21 protein-coding genes are annotated in these 18452 nt (G+C 57.1%); 12 read left to right on the top strand and 9 right to left on the bottom strand.

From position 1 onward, the window contains the following. The first annotated feature begins 121 nt into the window (after nt 1–121). The gene (locus GT756_RS09440; protein WP_160124723.1) at nt 122–1483 is read left to right on the top strand and encodes a GGDEF domain-containing protein; all 1362 of its coding nucleotides are present in this window, start codon (nt 122–124) and stop codon (nt 1481–1483) included. Nucleotides 1484–1517: 34 nt separating this feature from the next. Here the strand turns inward: GT756_RS09440 and slyA are convergent, their stop codons facing one another. Beyond that, a complete protein-coding gene (gene slyA, locus GT756_RS09435) occupies nt 1518–1958 on the bottom strand; it encodes a transcriptional regulator SlyA (RefSeq protein ID WP_017901090.1) in 441 nt (146 codons plus the stop codon). A gap of 172 nt (nt 1959–2130) precedes the next feature. Here slyA and GT756_RS09430 point away from each other — a divergent pair, with 172 nt between their 5' ends. From GT756_RS09430 to GT756_RS09420, 3 genes are read left to right on the top strand one after another with little or no spacing between them, the layout of a single operon-like run. Then, the gene (locus GT756_RS09430; RefSeq protein ID WP_004202868.1) at nt 2131–2367 is read left to right on the top strand and encodes a DUF1656 domain-containing protein; all 237 of its coding nucleotides are present in this window, start codon (nt 2131–2133) and stop codon (nt 2365–2367) included. Nucleotides 2368–2377: 10 nt separating this feature from the next. Then, the gene (locus GT756_RS09425) at nt 2378–3274 is read left to right on the top strand and encodes an HlyD family secretion protein (RefSeq protein ID WP_023318434.1); all 897 of its coding nucleotides are present in this window, start codon (nt 2378–2380) and stop codon (nt 3272–3274) included. Beyond that, a complete protein-coding gene (locus tag GT756_RS09420; RefSeq protein ID WP_004202870.1) occupies nt 3274–5298 on the top strand; it encodes an FUSC family protein in 2025 nt (674 codons plus the stop codon). Before GT756_RS09425 ends, GT756_RS09420 begins: the two co-directional genes overlap by 1 nt. Here the strand turns inward: GT756_RS09420 and sodC are convergent. The 3 genes from sodC to GT756_RS09405 all read right to left on the bottom strand — a co-directional run bounded on the left by sodC (nt 5291) and on the right by GT756_RS09405 (nt 7069). After that, entirely contained in the window at nt 5291–5812 is a 522-nt protein-coding gene (gene sodC / locus GT756_RS09415) for a superoxide dismutase [Cu-Zn] SodC (protein WP_017901092.1), read from the bottom strand. The genes GT756_RS09420 and sodC overlap by 8 nt on opposite strands. Nucleotides 5813–5881: 69 nt before the next feature. Further along, on the bottom strand, nt 5882–6778 hold the full coding sequence (locus tag GT756_RS09410) for an aldo/keto reductase family oxidoreductase (RefSeq protein WP_004202873.1): 897 nt from the start codon (nt 6776–6778) through the stop codon (nt 5882–5884). Nucleotides 6779–6826: 48 nt separating this feature from the next. Then, nucleotides 6827–7069, bottom strand: a complete 243-nt coding sequence (locus GT756_RS09405) for a DUF1289 domain-containing protein (RefSeq protein WP_017901094.1) — start codon at nt 7067–7069, stop codon at nt 6827–6829. A 139-nt stretch (nt 7070–7208) separates the two neighbouring features. On the opposite strand from GT756_RS09405, the gene GT756_RS09400 reads away from it, so the two are divergent. The 4 genes from GT756_RS09400 (at nt 7209) to rnt (ending at nt 10230) form a co-directional block, all read left to right on the top strand. Beyond that, a complete protein-coding gene (locus tag GT756_RS09400; protein ID WP_004202876.1) occupies nt 7209–7808 on the top strand; it encodes a TetR/AcrR family transcriptional regulator in 600 nt (199 codons plus the stop codon). Between the two features lie 53 nt (nt 7809–7861). Further along, nucleotides 7862–8959 (top strand): alkene reductase, encoded by a 1098-nt coding sequence (locus tag GT756_RS09395; protein WP_160124722.1) that lies wholly within the window; start codon nt 7862–7864, stop codon nt 8957–8959. A gap of 78 nt (nt 8960–9037) precedes the next feature. Beyond that, nucleotides 9038–9445 (top strand): lactoylglutathione lyase, encoded by a 408-nt coding sequence (gloA, locus tag GT756_RS09390; protein ID WP_004202879.1) that lies wholly within the window; start codon nt 9038–9040, stop codon nt 9443–9445. A 137-nt stretch (nt 9446–9582) separates the two neighbouring features. Next, nucleotides 9583–10230 carry a ribonuclease T gene (gene rnt / locus GT756_RS09385; RefSeq protein ID WP_004202881.1) on the top strand — a complete coding sequence of 216 codons (648 nt, stop codon included), beginning with the start codon at nt 9583–9585 and terminating at the stop codon, nt 10228–10230. 47 nt (nt 10231–10277) lie between these two features. Here rnt and GT756_RS09380 read toward each other — a convergent pair whose 3' ends face one another. After that, entirely contained in the window at nt 10278–10625 is a 348-nt protein-coding gene (locus GT756_RS09380) for a Grx4 family monothiol glutaredoxin (protein WP_002907768.1), read from the bottom strand. A gap of 340 nt (nt 10626–10965) precedes the next feature. On the opposite strand from GT756_RS09380, the gene GT756_RS09375 reads away from it, so the two are divergent. Continuing rightward, on the top strand, nt 10966–11838 hold the full coding sequence (locus GT756_RS09375; protein ID WP_004189707.1) for a C40 family peptidase: 873 nt from the start codon (nt 10966–10968) through the stop codon (nt 11836–11838). On the opposite strand, the gene GT756_RS09370 is transcribed toward GT756_RS09375, so the two are convergent. Further along, nucleotides 11793–12278: an AraC family transcriptional regulator gene (locus GT756_RS09370; RefSeq protein WP_004202883.1), complete on the bottom strand. Its 486-nt coding sequence runs from the start codon at nt 12276–12278 to the stop codon at nt 11793–11795. The two genes, GT756_RS09375 and GT756_RS09370, sit on opposite strands and share 46 nt — an antisense overlap. A gap of 480 nt (nt 12279–12758) precedes the next feature. On the opposite strand from GT756_RS09370, the gene sodB reads away from it, so the two are divergent. Beyond that, nucleotides 12759–13340 carry a superoxide dismutase [Fe] gene (gene sodB, locus GT756_RS09365; RefSeq protein WP_160124721.1) on the top strand — a complete coding sequence of 194 codons (582 nt, stop codon included), beginning with the start codon at nt 12759–12761 and terminating at the stop codon, nt 13338–13340. A gap of 59 nt (nt 13341–13399) precedes the next feature. Here the strand turns inward: sodB and GT756_RS09360 are convergent, their stop codons facing one another. Together GT756_RS09360 and GT756_RS09355 are read right to left on the bottom strand one after the other, a co-directional pair. Then, nucleotides 13400–14569 carry an MFS transporter gene (locus GT756_RS09360; protein ID WP_004202887.1) on the bottom strand — a complete coding sequence of 390 codons (1170 nt, stop codon included), beginning with the start codon at nt 14567–14569 and terminating at the stop codon, nt 13400–13402. Nucleotides 14570–14736: 167 nt separating this feature from the next. Then, nucleotides 14737–14829, bottom strand: a complete 93-nt coding sequence (locus tag GT756_RS09355) for a YnhF family membrane protein (RefSeq protein WP_002907776.1) — start codon at nt 14827–14829, stop codon at nt 14737–14739. A 292-nt stretch (nt 14830–15121) separates the two neighbouring features. On the opposite strand from GT756_RS09355, the gene purR reads away from it, so the two are divergent. Continuing rightward, nucleotides 15122–16147, top strand: coding sequence for an HTH-type transcriptional repressor PurR (gene purR / locus GT756_RS09350; RefSeq protein ID WP_004202888.1), 1026 nt, complete (start codon nt 15122–15124; stop codon nt 16145–16147). Between the two features lie 18 nt (nt 16148–16165). Here the strand turns inward: purR and punR are convergent, their stop codons facing one another. Then, entirely contained in the window at nt 16166–17077 is a 912-nt protein-coding gene (gene punR, locus GT756_RS09345) for a DNA-binding transcriptional activator PunR (RefSeq protein ID WP_160124720.1), read from the bottom strand. Between the two features lie 112 nt (nt 17078–17189). Here punR and punC point away from each other — a divergent pair, with 112 nt between their 5' ends. Beyond that, nucleotides 17190–18371 carry a purine nucleoside transporter PunC gene (gene punC, locus GT756_RS09340; protein WP_043519960.1) on the top strand — a complete coding sequence of 394 codons (1182 nt, stop codon included), beginning with the start codon at nt 17190–17192 and terminating at the stop codon, nt 18369–18371. Nucleotides 18372–18452: the final 81 nt, after the last annotated feature.

The raw sequence follows: 18452 nt of genomic DNA, 5'->3' as shown, positions 1-18452 counted from the left end.
TTCATCAATCATTGCGCCTGCGCAATATCTTTGCCCACAGCCCCCACTACTCTTATAACCGTTAATATTATTAAGCCAACCCAACCTCGTTGCTGTTGTTTATTATTCTGGAATATTGCCTATGACCAAACATGTGAATCATGTTGTTAGACGTCTTATCATTTATTTTTTTATTTGTTTGCTGGCCGGAGTCGGCATTACCGGATTAACCAGCTCTTTTGAGACCAGATTCAACAGCACCTCATCAATACTATTTCCCCTGCTGACCAGTTTTCTGATGGTTTTTCATATCACTATTGCCTGTTTTATGGGCATGAAATACTGGAGCAGCAAGCGTCGCCTGTATCTGACGCCTGTCGCTTTCGGTTTTGCCTGTTCGGCGTTACTGATGCTGGGCACCCTCAGTAGCTATCCGGACTGGCTCAGCTGTAATCCCGCGCCGGTGGTGAAACAAAATGACGCTGTGATATATTATTTCTTTCGCAATATAATGATGGCCGTCTTATTCACGTCGTCAATTATTTTGTATTACTTTCGCCGACGGATCATGCACTCCTTTAAAGCCCATGTAATGACTTTCGCGGCATGTATTGTTTTTACGTTAATGATAATTTTTTTGTCATGGATCTACTCCAGCCACTCGCCATGGTTGAGCATTAGGTTTATTGACGATCTGAGCCATACTTTTACGCCGCTGTGGCGGAGTATTATTGGCTGGCTGCTGATGGCAGTCTGGTTTATCGCGCTGATTTTAATAATTTGGTTTAGCAAACTGCGCAATATTTTCTGGTACAGCGGCGCTTTTTTTTGCAGCGCATATTTGTTCACCATTTTCCAGCTGCTCTCTGCCGTTGGGGAGCTCGATCAGGCCTGGTATCAGGCGCGTTTTTTTGAAACGCTGTGCACCCTGTTCCTGATCCTGGTGCTGCTGGTAGACGTCTTTATCCTCTATCGCGAGTCTAACCACAAGTATGTCAACTCATACCAGAATTCGATCCGCGACCCGCTGACCCGGCTTTACAACCGCAGCTTCTTCTACGATACCCTCAACCAGCAGCTGGCAAAGGTGAAGGCCCAGCATCCGCTGTCGGTTATCATCTGCGACCTCGACCATTTTAAACGCATCAACGATAACTATGGCCACATCGCCGGCGACAAGGTGATCCAGTTTGCCGCCTCGGTGCTGGACAGCCATTCGCGTAAGGATGACGCGGCCGCCCGCATTGGCGGTGAGGAGTTTGCCCTGCTGCTGGTCAACGCCGCAGAGGACGAGGCGCAGGCGATCGCTGAGCGCGTCCGCCTGGCGGTCAGCGCCGAGCAAACCCCTCTGCCAGAGCGGATGACCATCAGTATGGGCGTGTATACGACCCATGACGGCAGTGTGACAGCCGAAGAGTGCGTCCAGCGCGCGGACGAAGCCATGTATGAAGCAAAAAACAGCGGACGTAACCGGGTGGTAATCTGGCGACGCCAGGGCAGGTAAAAAAAGGCCCGGGATAAACCGGGCCGCAAAACGATTAATCTTTTGCCTGGAGATCGAGGATATTTTGTTCAAGTTTACGAATTAAGTGAAGCAACGTTTCCACTTCCTGCTTCGAGACCCCTGCGAGGATTTCATCGCGGGTTTTGCCTATCACCTCTTCCATCTCGTTGATCAGCGGTTCGGCTTTTTCCGTCAGCTTGATGCGTTTGGCTCGCCGATCGCTTGCGCAGGTCTGGCGAGAAATAAGCCCTTTCTCCTCCAGCTGATCGAGCGTGCGCACCAGGGACGGTTGTTCAATACCGATGGCTTTCGCCAGCTGGATCTGCGACTGCTCAGGCGGCAGCTGGTGGATGTTATGCAGCGTAACCCAGTGGGTCTGCGTTAACTCCAGAGGTTTCAGGCGATGGTCGATTAGCGCGCGCCAGACGCGAACTAAACGTGCCAGATCAGAACCAAGTGGCGATTCCAATTTCATCTCCTTATAATTAGCTTGCTAAGTTATTATACTGATTTTAGAATAGTGTGCAGCATTTGAATAATCAAAACAAATGAATTACTTGATTCAACAAAAACCAAAACAATGATTTACACTGTTAAAGAGTAGCACGTCCTGAGGTTATCCCTGTTATGGCAAAGGATTTTTGCTTGTGAAACTGAGTCTTAATTCATCCGGATTGCCGCTGCAGGACCTGGTGTTCGGCGCATCCGTCTATTTCCCTCCGTTGTTCAAAGCCGTCCTGCTGGGCTTCTTTATCTGGCTGTTTTTACATCGCCAGCTGCGTGACTGGATGTATGCGGGCGACATCTGGCATCCACTGCTGATGGATCTCTCCCTGTTCGCGCTCTCGGTCTGTCTGGCCCTGGTGTTACTGATTGCCTGGTGATCTTCCTGCTATGAAAAAATTAAAATATCTTTCAACACTGTTGGTGGCGGCCATCGCTCTGGTTGCCGCGTGGTTGTTATGGAATTTCTACACTCAGTCCCCCTGGACCCGCGACGGTAAAGTGCGCGCCGAGCAGGTCGGGATCACCCCTCAGGTTTCCGGCAGTATATTGCAGCTGAACGTGGCCGATAACCAGCAGGTCAAGGCCGGTGAGGTATTGTTTACCATCGACGACACCCCCTACCGCATCGCGGTGCTGAACGCCCAGGCGCAGCTGGCGAAAGCGCAAGCTGAGGTGGCGAAAGCGCAGGCGGAGCAAAGCAAAGCCGCCAGCGAAGCCCGCCGTCGCAGAAACCTGTCGCAAAATGCCATCTCAGCTGAAGACCTTGAAAACGCCAATACCGCCCTGAATACCGCCACCACTACCCTGGCGGCCGCCAGAGCGGGAGTCGGTGTCAGCGAGGCGGCGCTGAAACATGCGCAGTGGCAGCTCAGCCAGACGGTCGTCAAAGCGCCGGTAGACGGCTGGGTGACTAACCTCTCCACCCGGGTCGGCGATTACGCCACCACCGGCCATCCGGTCTTTGCCCTGGTGGACAGCCATTCGTTCTACGTGCTGGGCTACTTTGAAGAGACCAAACTGCGCCATATTCGCATCGGCGATCCGGCGCAAATCATTCTCTACAGCAATCAGCAGACGCTGCAGGGGCATGTCGCCAGCATCGGTCGCGCGATTGTCGACCAGAGCGTGGAACAGGGAACCGGGCTGGTGGCCAATATCAAACCGAATATCCCCTGGGTCCGCCTCGCCCAGCGCGTGCCGGTGCGGATTGCCTTTGATACGTTGCCGGCCGATGTCACTCTGGTCTCCGGTACCACCTGCACCGTCTCGATCGGCGGACAGTGATGAATCTGCAGACCCTGTCATGGCGCACGCTGCCCTGGGTTAAAGCCACCCGACCGCAGTGGCGATACGCGCTACGCAACGGCATCGCCATGTGTCTCGCGTTAAGCATCGCCTACGCACTGGATCTGGATGAGCCCTACTGGGCGATGACCTCCGCGGCGGTGGTCAGCTTTCCCACCGTCGGCGGGGTGATCAGTAAAAGTTTTGGCCGCATTGCCGGCAGCCTTCTCGGCGCCTGCGCCGCCCTGCTGCTGGCGGGCCATACGCTCAACGATCCCTGGCTGTTCCTGTTCAGTATCTCCGGCTGGCTGGCGCTGTGCACCTGGGCCTGCGCCTTGTTCACCAATAACGTGGCCTACGCCTTTCAGCTGGCGGGCTATACCTGCGCCATCATCGCCTTTCCGGTGATTAATATCAGCGACAGCTACGAGCTATGGGTGATTGCCCAGTCGCGCGTGTGCGAAGTCATCGTTGGGATCTTGTGCGGCGGGTTGATGATGATGATCCTGCCCAGCACCTCCGATGGCAGCAATCTGCTGACGGCCCTGAAAACCATGCACGCCCGCCTGCTGGAGCACGCCAGTCTGCTGTGGGTCCCGGAAACGACGGATGCCATCCGCACCGCCCATGAAAGCGTAATTGGCCAGATCCTGACCATGAACCTGCTGCGCATCCAGGCCTTCTGGAGCCACTACCGCTTCCGTCGGCAAAATCCCCTGCTGAACTACCTGCTGCACCAGCAGCTCCGCATGACCAGCGTCATTTCCAGTCTGCGGCGTATGCTGCTGAACTGGCCTGACGCCCCGGCCAATACCCGCCAGGTGCTGGAATCGTTGCTCGCGGAGCTCGCCACCTCCAGTGCTGACAGCTATCACGTCGCCCGCATTCTGGCGCCGCTGGCGCCGCCGCCGGACGCGGATTACCGCCACCTCGCCTTTTGGGCGCGGTTACGCTATTTCTGCCGCATTTATCTGGAAAGCAGCCGCTGGATCCGCCGGGTTGAAAATGCCTCGGCGATCGCCGAGTTCAATGTCCCTTCCGCGCCCGCGCTGGCCCGCCACACCGACCAGGCAGAGGCATTGCTCAACGGCATCCGTACCTTTTGCGCGCTGGTGGCGATTGGCGCGTGGGGGATCAGTACCCAGTGGACCAGCTGCGCGGCGGCCCTGACCCTGGCCTCCATTTGCTGCGTGCTCTATTCGGTTTCCGCCTCGCCGTTTCGTTCGTTGACGCTGCTGATGCAGACCCTGGTGCTGCTGTCGCTGTTCAGTTTTGTGGTGAAATTTGGCCTGATGGTGCAGATAACCGACCTGTGGCAGTTCTTGCTGTTTCTGTTCCCGTTGCTGACCACCATGCAGTTACTCAAGCTGCAGTGGCCAAAATTTGCCGGCCTGTGGGGGCAGCTTATCGTCTTTATGGGCTCGTTTATCTCCGTCACCAACCCACCGGTTTACGACTATGCGGCCTTTTTTAATGACAATTTAAGTAAGATTGTCGGCGTGGGCTTTGCATGGCTGGCCTTTGCGGTGCTCAGTCCCGGCTCGGACGCCCGTAAAGGTCGACGCCACATCAGAGCGTTACGGCGTCACTTTGTCGATCAGCTCAGCCGCCACCCCCAGCACAGCGAGCACGAATTTGAATCGCTGGTATATCACCATGTCAGCCAGCTCAGTCAGAGCCAGGATGCGCTGGCTCGCCGCTGGCTGCTGCGCTGGGGGGTGGTATTGCTGAACTGCTCCCACGTGGTCTGGCAGCTTCGCGAGTGGGAAACGCGCTCCGATCCTCTCGCCCAGGTGCGCGACCTGTGTATCAACCTGCTGCGCGATGTGATGAGCGAGCGTGGCGTGCAGCAGCGGCCGCTGGCCTCCACGCTGCAGGAGCTGCTGCGGATCTGCGAAGTTCTGAACCACCATCATCAGCCGGCGGCCCGGGAGCTGGCCGCCGCGATCTGGCGGCTGTATTGCGCGCTGTCGCAGCTGGAACAGGCTCCGGTCGCCGGAACGATTGGCGAAAAGATTACTTAATCACCCCGCAGGCAAACCGTTCGCCGCCGCCGCCCAGCGGCTGCGGACTGTCGGCCATGTTATCGCCGCCGACATGAACCATCAGCGCTTTGCCTTTCACTTCCGCCAGCGTTTTCAGACGCGGAGCGATAATCGGCTGGTCAGCCACACCCGCGTCGTTGACCACCAGCAGCGGTAGATCGCCAAGATGCCCGGTGCCCAACGGCCCTTCATGTTTACCGGTATGTTGCGGATCGTAATGTCCGCCCGCCGCTCCGGCGGCTACGGCTTTGCCCTCTTTCATCGCCGGCTGGCAGCTGCCTTCAGCATGAATATGAAAGCCGTGCTTGCCCGGCGGTAACGCCCGCAGATTAGGAGCAAATTCGAGTCCGCGGTCGGTTTCGGTGATTTTTACACTGCCGATGGATTGACCAACGCCCTGGCTGGTCACGAGATTAAGTGGCACATCTTCACTGACGGCCTGCGCGCCAGCGCAAAATGCGAGGGAAAGGATAGCGAGAATACATCGTTGCATAACACCTCCGGATGGCTGTCTCTCTGTTAAGTGTAAACCAGGAACTGCTTTCCGGAGGCGAAATGCCCGTTACGGCACGTCGTAACCGAGCGCGGCTTTGCGGATACGGAACCACTGCTGGCGGGTCATACTCAGTTTTTCGGCCACAATCGCCGAGCGCACGCGCTCAATTTTACCCGAGCCGATAATCGGCAGCGGCTGCGACGGCAGGCGCATCACCCAGGCGTAAACCACCTGCTCGATGCTGTCGGCGTTGAGCTCGTGGGCCACCTGGGCCAGCTCGTCGCGCAGCGGCTGAAAGCCCTCTTCATTAAACAGGCGGCCGCCGCCGAGGCAGGACCAGGCCATCGGACGAATACGCAGCTGCTGCAGCTGGTCGAGGGTACCGTCAAGCAGCAACGGCTGATGCACCGGCGAGATCTCCACCTGGTTGGTAGCAAGCGTAAACGGCAGGCGCGACTGCAGAAGGGTGAACTGGGCAGGGGTAAAGTTCGAGACGCCGAAATGACGTACCTTGCCGCTGTGGTGCAGCGCGAGGAAGGCTTCAGCCACCTCGTCGGCGTCCATCAGCGGATCCGGCCGGTGGATCAGCAGCAAATCGAGATGGTCCGTTGCCAGGTTGCGCAGCGATTGCTCAGCGCTGAGCACGATGTGGTCCCGGTCGGTAATGTAGTGACCGATGGTGTTTTCAGCGCGCGCCCGGGTGGCAATGCCGCATTTGCTGACAATCTCCATCCGGCTACGCAGATGCGGCGCCAGCTTCAGGGCTTCACCAAAGGCGGATTCACACTGGTAATCGCCATAGATATCGGCGTGATCGACGGTGGTAATGCCTAAATCGAGATGCTGTTCGATAAAGCCGACCAGCTCGTCTGGCGACATTTTCCAGTCCATCAGACGCCAGTAGCCCATCACAAAACGCGAAAATTCCGGCCCCTGGGGAGCCATAGCAATACGCTGAACCATAACCGCTTCCTCAATAAAAAAGTGCTCTGAGTATACGTAATTTTTGGCTTAAAACAGTGAGGGTTGCTGCGGTTCTTCCGCCGCCTCTGGTCTGTTCGCGCGTATTTTGCGCAGCAGGCGTTGACGGCACAGACGCAATACCTCCTGTTTCTGCGCATCGCTCATCGTTTGCCAGTTAAAACGCTCCTCACGGCTACGGAAACAGCCGCGACAGTAGCCGCGCTCATCGGTCTGACAAATTCCCCGGCACGGGCTCTGCACCGGGAAAAACTCTAACTGCTCTGCCACCACACGCCTCCTGTCCCCTCATCTCCTTTCATTGAAGACGTTTCCCTGCGCCGACGCAAATTTTGTTCACTCCGTGCTGCGCCAGCTAACATTTTTGCGCTAAGTCTTGCATTAGACCAATCGGTCTACTACAGTGTGCGCCATGAACAGACACAGCGATTGCGATACCCGAGAACATATCCTGGCCACCGGCGAGCAGCTATGCATGCATCGCGGCTTTACCGGCATGGGCTTGAGCGAACTCCTGAAGACGGCGGAAGTGCCCAAGGGCTCTTTCTATCATTACTTTCGCTCTAAAGAAGCCTTCGGCGTCGCCTTGCTTGAAAACCATTACGCCGGATATCTGCAGCGCCTTGTCGATCACTTCGCCCATGGCGAGGGCAACTATCGCGATCGGCTGCTGGCCTACTATCAGCACACGCTGAATCAGTTTTACCAGCAGGGGATTATTAGCGGGTGTCTCACCGTCAAGCTGTCGGCAGAGGTTTGCGATCTGTCGGAAGACATGCGCACCGCCATGGACCACGGCGCCAGCCAGATCATCGCCCTGCTGGGCGACGCGCTGGAGAAAGGGCGTCAGGAAGGCAGTCTGACCTTTGACGGCGAGGCCAGGACGCTGTCGCAGGTACTCTATTCCCTGTGGCTCGGCGCCAACCTGCAGGCCAAAATAACGCGTAGCGCAACGCCGCTGGAGAGCGCCCTTGCCCACGCGAAACAGATTATTGCGGCGCCTGCTGTATAACAGGCGTTTTTATTTCATCAGTTCCTAGACGACCGGTCTACTCAGGAGTCATTATGTCGGAATCAAAATTATTCACCCCGTTGAAAGTCGGTGCCGTCACCGTCCCTAATCGCGTATTTATGGCTCCACTGACGCGTCTGCGCAGCATCGAGCCGGGCGATATCCCTACCCCGCTGATGGGCGAATACTACCGTCAGCGCGCCAGCGCCGGGCTGATCATCACCGAAGCGACGCAGATTTCCGCCCAGGCCAAAGGCTATGCCGGCGCGCCAGGGCTGCACAGCCCGGAGCAGATTGCCGCCTGGCAGAAAATCACCGCCGGCGTTCACGCGGAAAACGGCCATATCGCCGTGCAGCTGTGGCACACCGGACGAATTTCCCATAGCAGCCTGCAGCCCGGCGGCGCCGCACCGGTAGCGCCGTCTGCGCTGAGCGCCGGCACCCGCACCTCGCTGCGCGACGAAAACGGCCACGCCATCCGCGTCGACACCTCGATGCCTCGCGCTCTGGAAACCGAAGAGATCCCGGGGATCGTCGATGATTTCCGTCAGGCGGTGGGCAATGCCCGTGACGCCGGTTTCGATCTGGTTGAACTGCACTCGGCCCACGGCTATCTGCTGCACCAGTTCCTCTCGCCGTCGGCGAACCAGCGTACCGACCAGTATGGCGGCAGCGTGGAAAACCGCGCCCGTCTGGTGCTGGAAGTGGTCGACGCCGTGAGCAAAGAGTGGAGCGCTGACCGGATTGGCATTCGCGTGTCGCCGATTGGCAGCTTCCAGAATGTGGATAATGGCCCGAATGAAGAAGAAGACGCGCTGTATCTGATTAGCGAGCTGGCGAAACGCGGTATCGCCTATCTGCACATGTCCGAGCCGGACTGGGCGGGCGGCAAGCCGTATAGCGAAGCTTTCCGTCAGAAAGTTCGCGACCGCTTCCCTGGCGTGATCATTGGCGCTGGCGCCTACACCGTTGAAAAAGCCAACGACCTGATCAACAAAGGGCTGATTGATGCCGTGGCCTTTGGCCGCGATTACATCGCCAACCCGGATCTGGTGGCCCGCCTGCAGAAAAAAGCGGCGCTTAACCCGCAGCGCCCGGAATCCTTCTATGGCGGCGGCGCGAAAGGCTACACCGATTATCCTACGCTGTAATCCCTCCATTGATAGCGGCGACGTATCGCCGCTATACTCAACGCTCTGATCTAGCAAATAAACTGCATAGGGGACATTATGCGCTTACTCCATACCATGCTGCGCGTTGGCGACCTGCAACGTTCTATCGACTTCTATACCAACGTGTTGGGCATGAAGCTGCTGCGCACCAGCGAAAACCCGGAGTACAAATACTCCCTCGCCTTCGTCGGCTACGGCGAAGAGAGCGATACCGCGGTGATCGAACTGACCTACAACTGGGGCGTGGACAGCTATGAGCTGGGCACCGCCTACGGTCACATCGCGCTGAGCGTCGACAACGCCGCCGAAGCCTGCGAGCGGATCCGCCAGAACGGGGGCAACGTCACCCGTGAAGCCGGGCCGGTAAAAGGCGGCACCACCGTTATCGCCTTCGTGGAAGATCCTGACGGTTACAAAATTGAGCTGATTGAAGAGAAAGACGCCGGCAAAGGGCTGGGCAACTAACCCCTCCCGACCATAGCGTCTTTATTTTCATCGCTCGCCCGGGCGCTGCGGCGCCCGTTGTTTTCACCCCTGCCTGCTGCAAGCCGTGGCAAAATTTGCCATAATGCGCGCTACTTTTTACCAGCTAAGAGAATCTGATGTCCGAGAACGCTCAACTGAATGGTCTGTGCGACCGTTTCCGCGGTTTTTATCCAGTGGTGATTGATGTTGAAACCGCAGGATTTAATGCCAAAACCGACGCCCTGCTGGAGATCGCCGCCATTACGTTGAAGATGGATGAGCAAGGCTGGCTGATGCCCGATGAAACGCTGCATTTCCATGTTGAACCTTTCGAGGGCGCCAATCTCCAGCCCGAAGCGCTGGCCTTTAACGGGATTAACCCGCACGATCCAGAGCGCGGCGCCGTTAGCGAATACGATGCCCTGCATGCCATCTTCAAAATGGTACGCAAAGGGATGAAAGAGAGCGACTGCAGTCGGGCTATCATGGTGGCGCACAACGCCACATTTGACCACAGCTTCACCATGACCGCCGCCGAACGGGCGGGGCTAAAACGCAACCCGTTCCATCCGTTTGTCACCTTTGACACCGCCGCGCTGAGCGGGCTGGCGCTGGGCCAGACGGTGCTGTCGAAAGCCTGTATTGCCGCGGGGATGCCGTTCGACGGCGCGCAGGCCCATTCCGCCCTCTACGATACCGAGCAGACGGCGCAGCTGTTTTGCGAGATAGTGAACCGCTGGAAGCGTCTGGGCGGCTGGCCGCTGCCGGTAGCGACGCCGGAGTGATAAAAAAAGCGACTTCCAGGAAGTCGCTTTTTTACTGACAGCGGGAATTATTCCGCTTTCGGCTCGTCAGTGTGATATTTCGCCGCAGTCTCTTTGATCAGCTGCTGCAGTTCACCGCGCTGGTACATTTCGATGACGATATCGCAGCCGCCCACCAGTTCACCGTCCACCCACAGCTGCGGGAAGGTCGGCCAGTTAGCATATTTTGGCAGCTCAGCGCGGATATCCGGGTTCTGCAGAATATCAACGTAAGCGAAACGTTCGCCACAGGCGGACAGCGCCTGAACGGCCTGAGCGGAGAAACCGCAGCTTGGCAGCTTCGGCGAACCTTTCATGTACAGCAGGATCGGGTTTTCAGCGATTTGGCGTTGGATCTTTTCTAAAGTCGAGCTCATTGTCGTGCTTCCTTAAACTTCTTTCTACGGCAGTAACTTGTCATTGTAGCGTCCCGAGGGCAGGACCGATAATAACATTTTTTTCACTATTCATATTTTATCTTCTGTTGCGCGAAGTTGCCTTAAAAATATCATTTTGACGCCGCCGGCAGGCGTGCGTTGCGCATTTTCTGTGCGAGGCGGTCAATGTCTGACGCGTTTTCTTGCAATCGTTAACCAATCGACATTTTTGATACAAAAGAATATTAACTTTCCGGGTTTTTATGCTTTAGAATCGTTCCGGTTTGTCATTCATCGTCAGGCATTTGTACATGTCTGTAATTAATCAGGGGATTGCTCAGTGGCGCGGCTAAACAAAATCGCGATATCGCTCTGTGCATTACTGTTCACATCTATCTCATTCACACCACTGGCTCAGGCTTCAGGGCATACGCACGCCTCCGCCTCGCCAAAGGCGTTGCCCGCGAAAAGCGGCTCAGAGCGCAAGAAAAAAGCAACCAGTCAAAAAAGTAAAACCACCGCTAAAACCACCAGTAAAAAGTCCTCGAGCACCCGGCTCCCTACCCGCACTACCGCAGCAAGCCAAACCGCGCTTCATCGTCAGGCCGTCGGCGCCACGAAAAAATGCGTGCTGCGTAAAGGGTATAAAAAGCAGTGCGCGAAAACGGTGGCCGCCAGCGCCGAGCCGACCCTGGCGTTGAACAGCGTCAAAAGCAAATGCGTGGTGCGTAAAGGCTATAAAAAGCGCTGTAAACCCGAGGCCAGCGAAGCGAATCTGACGATCGCCGATGCGCATAAAGTCCGGGTGCAAAAAGCGCAGAGTACCGCCATGAACAAACTGATGGGCCAGCTGGGTAAACCGTATCGCTGGGGCGGCACCTCCCCGCGCACCGGGTTCGACTGCAGCGGGCTGGTCTATTACGCCTACAAAGACCTGGTCAAGATTCATATCCCGCGTACCGCCAACGAAATGTATCACCTGCGCGATGCGCGTCCGGTCGATCGTGACGAACTGCAGAGCGGCGACCTCGTCTTCTTCCGCACCCGCGGACGCGGCACTGCCGACCACGTAGGCGTTTACGTCGGCAACGGGAAATTCATTCAGTCACCGCGCACAGGTCGCGATATACAAATCACCTCCCTGAGCGAAGATTACTGGGTTCGCCATTACGTCGGCGCCCGGCGCGTCATGACCCCGAAAACCATTCGCTGATCCCGGTCTGCCGCTACGGCGGCAGCCCTCTTCACCTGCCCGTTCTCCGCCCCTACCGTCAGGGGAAACTGCATATTCGCCTCTGTGACCGGCCCTTCCCGACGATAGCGGGTGGGCGACATGCCAAAGTGACGGTGAAAGGTGCGGCAGAATGCCGCCTGCCCGTCGTACCCCAAACGTTGAGAAATACTCTGCATCGAGGCCTCGGTCTGCGTTAAGTAGATTGTCGCGATGGTCATCTTCCGTCGGCTGACGTAGCTCGCCAGCGTACAGCCGGTCACCATGGCGAATTGCCGCTGGAAATACCAGTGCGAGTAGCCGGACTTTTTCGCTATCGCGCTCACCGGCAGGGTGTCAAAAATATGTGCTTCGATCCAGTCAACGATCCCCTGCACTACCGGGATCATTTTCGGGCTTACCACTTCATCTGTTTTTGCCATCGTAGCCATCCTGTGGAAATTGCTGCCGGCGGCTATATTTGTCATACAAATATGAAAATAGACAATGAATTATTGGCATAGCGGCGATTACCTGAAAGCATAGCATCATTAATTAATTGATTTAGAATGCTTATTTCCACTCAGGCGCTTGCGCTGCAGGGATCTTCGAATGACGTGCTGAGAAATGAACCATCGCGGCGAGAGACTGGTGACCCTGCCCCCTTTAACTTATACATTTTTGCAACATCTTCGGGCGTCTTACGCTCTGCTCCGCAGAAAACGGTTAAGCCTTCGGCAGTTGCGCCTGTGATAATAGCCTTTATCGTTGTAAGGCTTTTCACTGCCTGCGGCAAATGTTAACATTCTCAATACAATAACAGGCCCGGGACGCGAAAGCGTCGGGCGGTCAGCACTCGATTCAGGTGAAAACCTCATCTTGTCAATGTGAGATAAAACAAAAAAGTTATAAGGAGAGTAGCAATGTCGTTTGAATTACCTGCATTACCATATGCAAAAGACGCCCTGGCGCCGCACATTTCCGCAGAAACCCTGGAATACCACTACGGTAAACACCACCAGGCGTATGTCACTAACCTTAACAACCTGATCAAAGGCACCGCATTCGAAGGGAAATCGCTCGAAGAGATCGTGCGCACCTCTGAAGGCGGTGTTTTCAATAACGCGGCGCAGGTGTGGAACCACACCTTCTACTGGAACTGCCTGGCACCGAACGCCGGCGGCGAACCGGAAGGCGAGCTGGCTGCCGCTATTGCCAAATCCTTCGACAGCTTCGCTGAGTTTAAGGCCAAATTTACCGACGCCGCGGCGAAAAACTTTGGCGCTGGCTGGACCTGGCTGGTCAAAAATGCCGACGGCAGCCTGGCTATCGTCTCCACCAGCAACGCCGGTACCCCGCTGACCACCGACGCCAAGCCGCTGCTGACCGTTGACGTCTGGGAACACGCTTACTACATCGACTACCGCAACGCCCGTCCAAGCTATCTGGATCACTTCTGGGCGCTGGTTAACTGGAAATTCGTTGCCGCTAACCTGGCCGCATAAACGACAAACCGCAGCTGGGTCCCCCCCGGCTGCGGTTTTTTTAGCGCTTTCCCACCCGTTTATGACTGACTGGCAAAGGCCTCTTCCGGCTGCGCTCGTCCGCTAAACCAGACCAGCAGCAGCGCCAGACCGGCAATGATCGCGCCCATCACCGGCACAAAAGCGTATCCCAGTCCGCCGGAGATCACCGCCCCGCCGGCGGCGGCGCCCAGCGCGTTGCCAAGGTTGAACGCCCCGATATTCACCGAAGATGAGAGCCCCGGCGCCTCATGCGCCACGCGCATCACTCGCATCTGTAGCGGCGGCACCACCGCAAAGGTGGCTGCGCCCCAGACGATCATACTGATGGCCGCCCCCGCCTGGGATTGCGCCAGCAGCGGGATCGCCAGCATGATCGCCATCAGCAGCAGCAGAAAGCCTTTCAGCGTGCCGGAGACCGACCGGTCGGCGAATTTGCCACCCAGATAGTTGCCCAGCGAAAAACCAACCCCAATCAGCACCAGCATCGCGGTAATAAACAGCGATGAAGCATGGGTCAGCGTATTTAGGACCGGCGAAATGTAGGTATACAGCGTAAACATCGCCCCGGCGCCCAGCACGGTGGTCAGCAAGGCTGAGAGCACCTGCGGCCGTAACAGGACCGAAAGCTCTTGTTTGACATCCGGCCGCTCGCCCGCGCTGCCCTTCGGCAGGGAGAACCACAGGCTCACCATTGCCAGCAGGCCTAACCCCGCGGTGGCGAGGAAGGACATCCGCCAGCCGATGGTTTCCCCAAGCCAGGTCGCGGCAGGCACGCCGCCGATATTAGCGATGGTGAGGCCCATAAACATGGTGGCCACCGCGCTGGCCTGCTTGTGCCTGGGCACCACGCTGGCCGCCACCACCGACCCCAGGCCAAAAAAGGCGCCGTGGTTGAGGCTGGTAATAATGCGCGACAGCAGCAGCGTAGTGTAATCCGGCGCAATGGATGACAGCAGGTTGCCGACGGTGAAGATCCCCATCAGAAAAATCAGCGCATTGCGTCGGGCGCGATGCGACAGCAGCAGAGTCATCAGCGGCGCGCCGACCATGACGCCGATGGCATATGCACTGATCAGCATTCCCGCCACCGGTATTGAAACGTCCACGCCTTTGGCAATCACCGGCAGCAATCCCATTGGGGAGAACTCGGTGGTACCGATGCCAAAGGCGCCGATCGCCAGCGCGAGTAAAGGAAAGTTGATTTTCATTCAATGACTCCATCAGACCGTCGGGAGGGACGGCATAACATCAGAAGCCAAAAGCATGACATCAATCACAAAAAAACAAAAGTGAACGAAATGACAAAAGATTTTTGCAGAATTGATAATAATGGCGGGATACGGGGAGGAAGCCGCGCTCCTCCCTCATTGGAGCATTAGTGCAGAATGGCGGTCAGGCTGAATGCGACGATCACGCCGAGAGCAATAATCGTGGTGATCAGCGAAAACTTTAAATTGGTATCCATCATTTTTCCCTCTTGTTATCCCCACACCAAAAGTGAGCTTGCTCATTTTTGCACAAAAAATCGCAAAAATCTTCCGGGATTTAGGGCGATGCACATTTTTGCTCTTCCACTTTGCCCCAAGATCGGACAAAATCCCACGCTAATTTAAAAGCGTATCGGCCATTGACCCCTTCCTGTCGTTCTGTGTCGTTTTCCCGACGTGATGCAATGTTGAAAATTGTATTCAGGGTGTGTGTAGGCAAACGTTTACGTATCGATGATCAGGCGATCAGGTCAAGGCATGGAGTGAGATGTAATGGCAACTATTAAAGATGTAGCGAAGCGCGCAAACGTTTCCACTACAACTGTGTCACATGTAATTAACAAAACCCGTTTCGTTGCCGAAGAGACGCGTAATGCGGTATGGGCGGCGATTAAAGAGCTGCACTACTCGCCGAGCGCCGTGGCCCGCAGCCTGAAAGTCAATCATACAAAATCGATTGGCCTGCTGGCGACCAGTAGCGAAGCCGCCTATTTCGCTGAAATCATTGAGTCCGTGGAAAAGAGCTGTTTCCAGAAGGGCTATACTCTGATCCTCGGCAACGCCTGGAACGACCCGGAAAAACAGCGTGCCTATCTGTCGATGATGGCGCAAAAACGCGTCGACGGTCTGCTGGTGATGTGTTCGGAATATCCGGATTCCGTCCTGAGCATGCTGGAAGAATACCGCCATATTCCGATGGTGGTGATGGACTGGGGCGAAGCCAAAGCCGACTTTACCGATGCGGTGATCGATAACGCCTTCCAGGGCGGGTATATCGCCGGACGTTACCTGATTGAACGCGGTCACCGCGAAATCGGCGTGATCCCGGGCCCGCTGGAGCGCAACACCGGCGCGGGGCGACTGGCCGGCTTCATGCAGGCGATGAAAGAGGCGCATATCAGCGTGCCGGAAAACTGGATTGTACAGGGCGACTTCGAGCCGGAGTCCGGCTACCGCGCCATGCAGCAGATCCTCAGCCAGCAGCACCGTCCAACGGCGGTCTTCTGCGGCGGCGACATTATGGCGATGGGCGCCATCTGCGCCGCGGATGAAATGGGGCTGCGCGTGCCACAGGACATTTCGCTGATCGGTTATGATAATGTGCGCAACGCCCGCTATTTCAGCCCGGCGTTAACCACCATTCATCAGCCGAAAGATTCGCTGGGCGAAGCCGCGTTCAATATGTTGTTGGATCGTATCGTCAACAAGCGCGAAGAGTCGCAGTCTATCGAGGTGCACCCTCGGCTGGTCGAACGCCGCTCGGTGGCGGATGGCCCGTTTGTCGACTATCGTCGCTAAAGCATTGGCGGGCGTGGATCACTCCGGCGCCCGCAGCCACTCCCGATTCAACGTGTCGCTGTCCCCCAGGTAGTCCAGCATCCAGTTTAACGCCGGTGAAGCATCATTCTGCTGCCAGGTCAGACAGCAGGCCGCATCCGGAAACGGATTTTCCAGCGCCAGCGCGGTCCACTCGCCGCGATCCACCCATGGCCGGGCGAAATGGCTTGGCACCATGCCGACGCAGAGCCCTGCCGACAGACAGGTGGCCGACGATTCCCAGTCGGGGACCACCACCCTCTTCTGGTTATCCAGCAGCCACGTTGTCCTTTTGGGCAATGAACGCGAGGTATCCTCCCGCACCAGCGACGGCCAGTTGCGCAGGACATCATCGCTCAGCGGACCCGCCATCTTCGCCAGCGGATGATCGCTCGCCACCACGCAGTCCCAGCTCAGCATCCCCATATCGCGGAACGCGTAGCGCCCCCCGACCGGAATAGAGCGCGTTGCGCCAATCGCCAGCTCCACGCGGCCGTCGGCCAGCGCATCCCATACGCCGTTGAACACTTCCTGGAAAACGATCAGTTCGACGTCGGGAAAATGGCGATAGAAATCCACGATCATCTGGCGCATCCGCGCGGGTTTCACGATATCGTCCACCGCGATTGACAACTGCCCGCTCCAGCCGTTAGCGATTTGCTGGCACTGCTGGCGGGTGATCTGCATTTTTTTGATAACAGAGCGCCCTTCCTGTAAAAACCAGACCCCGGCAGGGGTCAGCTCCACGTCACGATGACGGCGCTCAAACAAGGGGACGGCCAGCCACTCTTCGAGCTGACGCACGGTATAGCTGACGGCGGAAGGCACCCGGTGCAGCTCCTGCGCCGCCGCGCTGAAGCTGCCGTTACGGGCGACGGCATCAACCACTTCCAGAGAGTATTCAGACCACATTTTCTGCCTGCAAAATTTTTGAATGCATGTGACAAATATTAGCGTTTCACAAGCCACCATGCACTCCCTACACTCTGCGGCATCGTACCTGTACTCCAAAAAAGAGAACGTTATGTCACAACCTGGGAAAGGATTTTTAGTCTGGCTGGCCGGCCTGAGCGTGCTGGGCTTTCTGGCCACCGATATGTACCTGCCGGCATTTGCCGCCATGCAGCAGGATCTCGACACCTCCGCCGCATCCATTAGCGCCAGCCTGAGCCTGTTCCTTGCCGGCTTCGCGCTGGGCCAGCTGTTCTGGGGGCCGCTGTCGGACCGCTACGGGCGCAAACCGGTGCTGCTGAGCGGCCTGGCGATTTTCGCGGTCGGCTGCCTGGGGATGCTGTGGGTGCAGAACGCCACTCTGATGCTGGCGCTGCGCTTTCTGCAGGCGATTGGCGTCTGCGCCGCGGCGGTCACCTGGCAGGCGATGGTGACCGATTACTATCCCGCCCAGCGCACCAACCGTATCTTCGCCACCATTATGCCGCTGGTAGGGCTGTCGCCTGCGCTGGCCCCGCTGCTGGGCAGCTGGCTGCTGGTGCATTTCGAGTGGCAGGCCATCTTCGCCACCTTGTTTGCCATCACCCTGCTGCTGATGCTGCCTGCCCTGCGCCTGAAAGCCGCCGCTAAGTCGGCCACTGTGACTGAAAAGAAAATCACTTTTCTCGCGCTGCTGCGCTCCCGGGAATACAGCGGCAACGTCCTGATCTACGCCGCCTGTTCCGCCAGCTTCTTCGCCTGGCTTACCGGTTCGCCGTTTATCCTTCATGAGATGGGCTACGGCCCAACCGCTATCGGGTTGAGCTATATCCCGCAGACCATCGCTTTTCTGGTGGGCGGTTATGGCTGTCGCGCGCTGCTGCAAAAATGGTCCGGACAACAGATGCTCCCGTGGCTGTTAGTGATCTTCGCCGTCAGCGTCGCCGCCACCTGGCTGGTGGGTCTGCAAACGCATGCCTCGCTGGTGGCGTTAATGATCCCGTTCTGCCTGATGGCGGTAGTTAACGGCGGGATCTACCCTATCGTGGTCGCTCAGGCGCTGAAGCCTTTCCCGCAGGCAACCGGCCGCGCGGCGGCGCTGCAGAACACGCTCCAGCTTGGCCTGTGCTTCCTGACCAGCCTGTTAGTCTCCGCGCTGATCGCCACGCCGCTGCTGACCACCACCAGCGTGATGCTGGTCTCTATTTTGTTAGCCGGAGTGGGTTATCGACTGCAGCAGACGCCAGAGCTGGAGGCCCACTCTTCCCACGCCTGACGCCCGTCGCCAGAGCCCGGACCAGTGATTAGCACGCTAAGATATTTTTATTGAAAGCCAGTACTTAGCGTCCTATACTGG

It is taken from the genome of Klebsiella sp. Q2 (genome assembly GCF_009900705.1).
Lineage (GTDB): Bacteria > Pseudomonadota > Gammaproteobacteria > Enterobacterales > Enterobacteriaceae > Klebsiella > Klebsiella quasipneumoniae.
The sequence above is the reverse complement of the archived record's forward strand: the minus strand, read 5'-3'. Positions and strand labels throughout refer to the sequence as shown.

Bases quoted from the DNA above. Each gene is read 5' to 3' on its own strand.
- GT756_RS09440 (WP_160124723.1), top strand. From the start codon at position 122: ATGACCAAACATGTGAATCATGTTGTTAGACGTCTTATCATTTATTTT.
- slyA (WP_017901090.1), bottom strand. From the start codon at position 1,958: ATGAAATTGGAATCGCCACTTGGTTCTGATCTGGCACGTTTAGTTCGC.
- GT756_RS09425 (WP_023318434.1), top strand. From the start codon at position 2,378: ATGAAAAAATTAAAATATCTTTCAACACTGTTGGTGGCGGCCATCGCT.
- GT756_RS09420 (WP_004202870.1), top strand. From the start codon at position 3,274: ATGAATCTGCAGACCCTGTCATGGCGCACGCTGCCCTGGGTTAAAGCC.
- sodC (WP_017901092.1), bottom strand. From the start codon at position 5,812: ATGCAACGATGTATTCTCGCTATCCTTTCCCTCGCATTTTGCGCTGGC.
- GT756_RS09410 (WP_004202873.1), bottom strand. From the start codon at position 6,778: ATGGTTCAGCGTATTGCTATGGCTCCCCAGGGGCCGGAATTTTCGCGT.
- GT756_RS09400 (WP_004202876.1), top strand. From the start codon at position 7,209: ATGAACAGACACAGCGATTGCGATACCCGAGAACATATCCTGGCCACC.
- GT756_RS09395 (WP_160124722.1), top strand. From the start codon at position 7,862: ATGTCGGAATCAAAATTATTCACCCCGTTGAAAGTCGGTGCCGTCACC.
- gloA (WP_004202879.1), top strand. From the start codon at position 9,038: ATGCGCTTACTCCATACCATGCTGCGCGTTGGCGACCTGCAACGTTCT.
- rnt (WP_004202881.1), top strand. From the start codon at position 9,583: ATGTCCGAGAACGCTCAACTGAATGGTCTGTGCGACCGTTTCCGCGGT.
- GT756_RS09380 (WP_002907768.1), bottom strand. From the start codon at position 10,625: ATGAGCTCGACTTTAGAAAAGATCCAACGCCAAATCGCTGAAAACCCG.
- GT756_RS09370 (WP_004202883.1), bottom strand. From the start codon at position 12,278: ATGGCAAAAACAGATGAAGTGGTAAGCCCGAAAATGATCCCGGTAGTG.
- sodB (WP_160124721.1), top strand. From the start codon at position 12,759: ATGTCGTTTGAATTACCTGCATTACCATATGCAAAAGACGCCCTGGCG.
- GT756_RS09360 (WP_004202887.1), bottom strand. From the start codon at position 14,569: ATGAAAATCAACTTTCCTTTACTCGCGCTGGCGATCGGCGCCTTTGGC.
- GT756_RS09355 (WP_002907776.1), bottom strand. From the start codon at position 14,829: ATGATGGATACCAATTTAAAGTTTTCGCTGATCACCACGATTATTGCT.
- purR (WP_004202888.1), top strand. From the start codon at position 15,122: ATGGCAACTATTAAAGATGTAGCGAAGCGCGCAAACGTTTCCACTACA.
- punR (WP_160124720.1), bottom strand. From the start codon at position 17,077: ATGTGGTCTGAATACTCTCTGGAAGTGGTTGATGCCGTCGCCCGTAAC.
- punC (WP_043519960.1), top strand. From the start codon at position 17,190: ATGTCACAACCTGGGAAAGGATTTTTAGTCTGGCTGGCCGGCCTGAGC.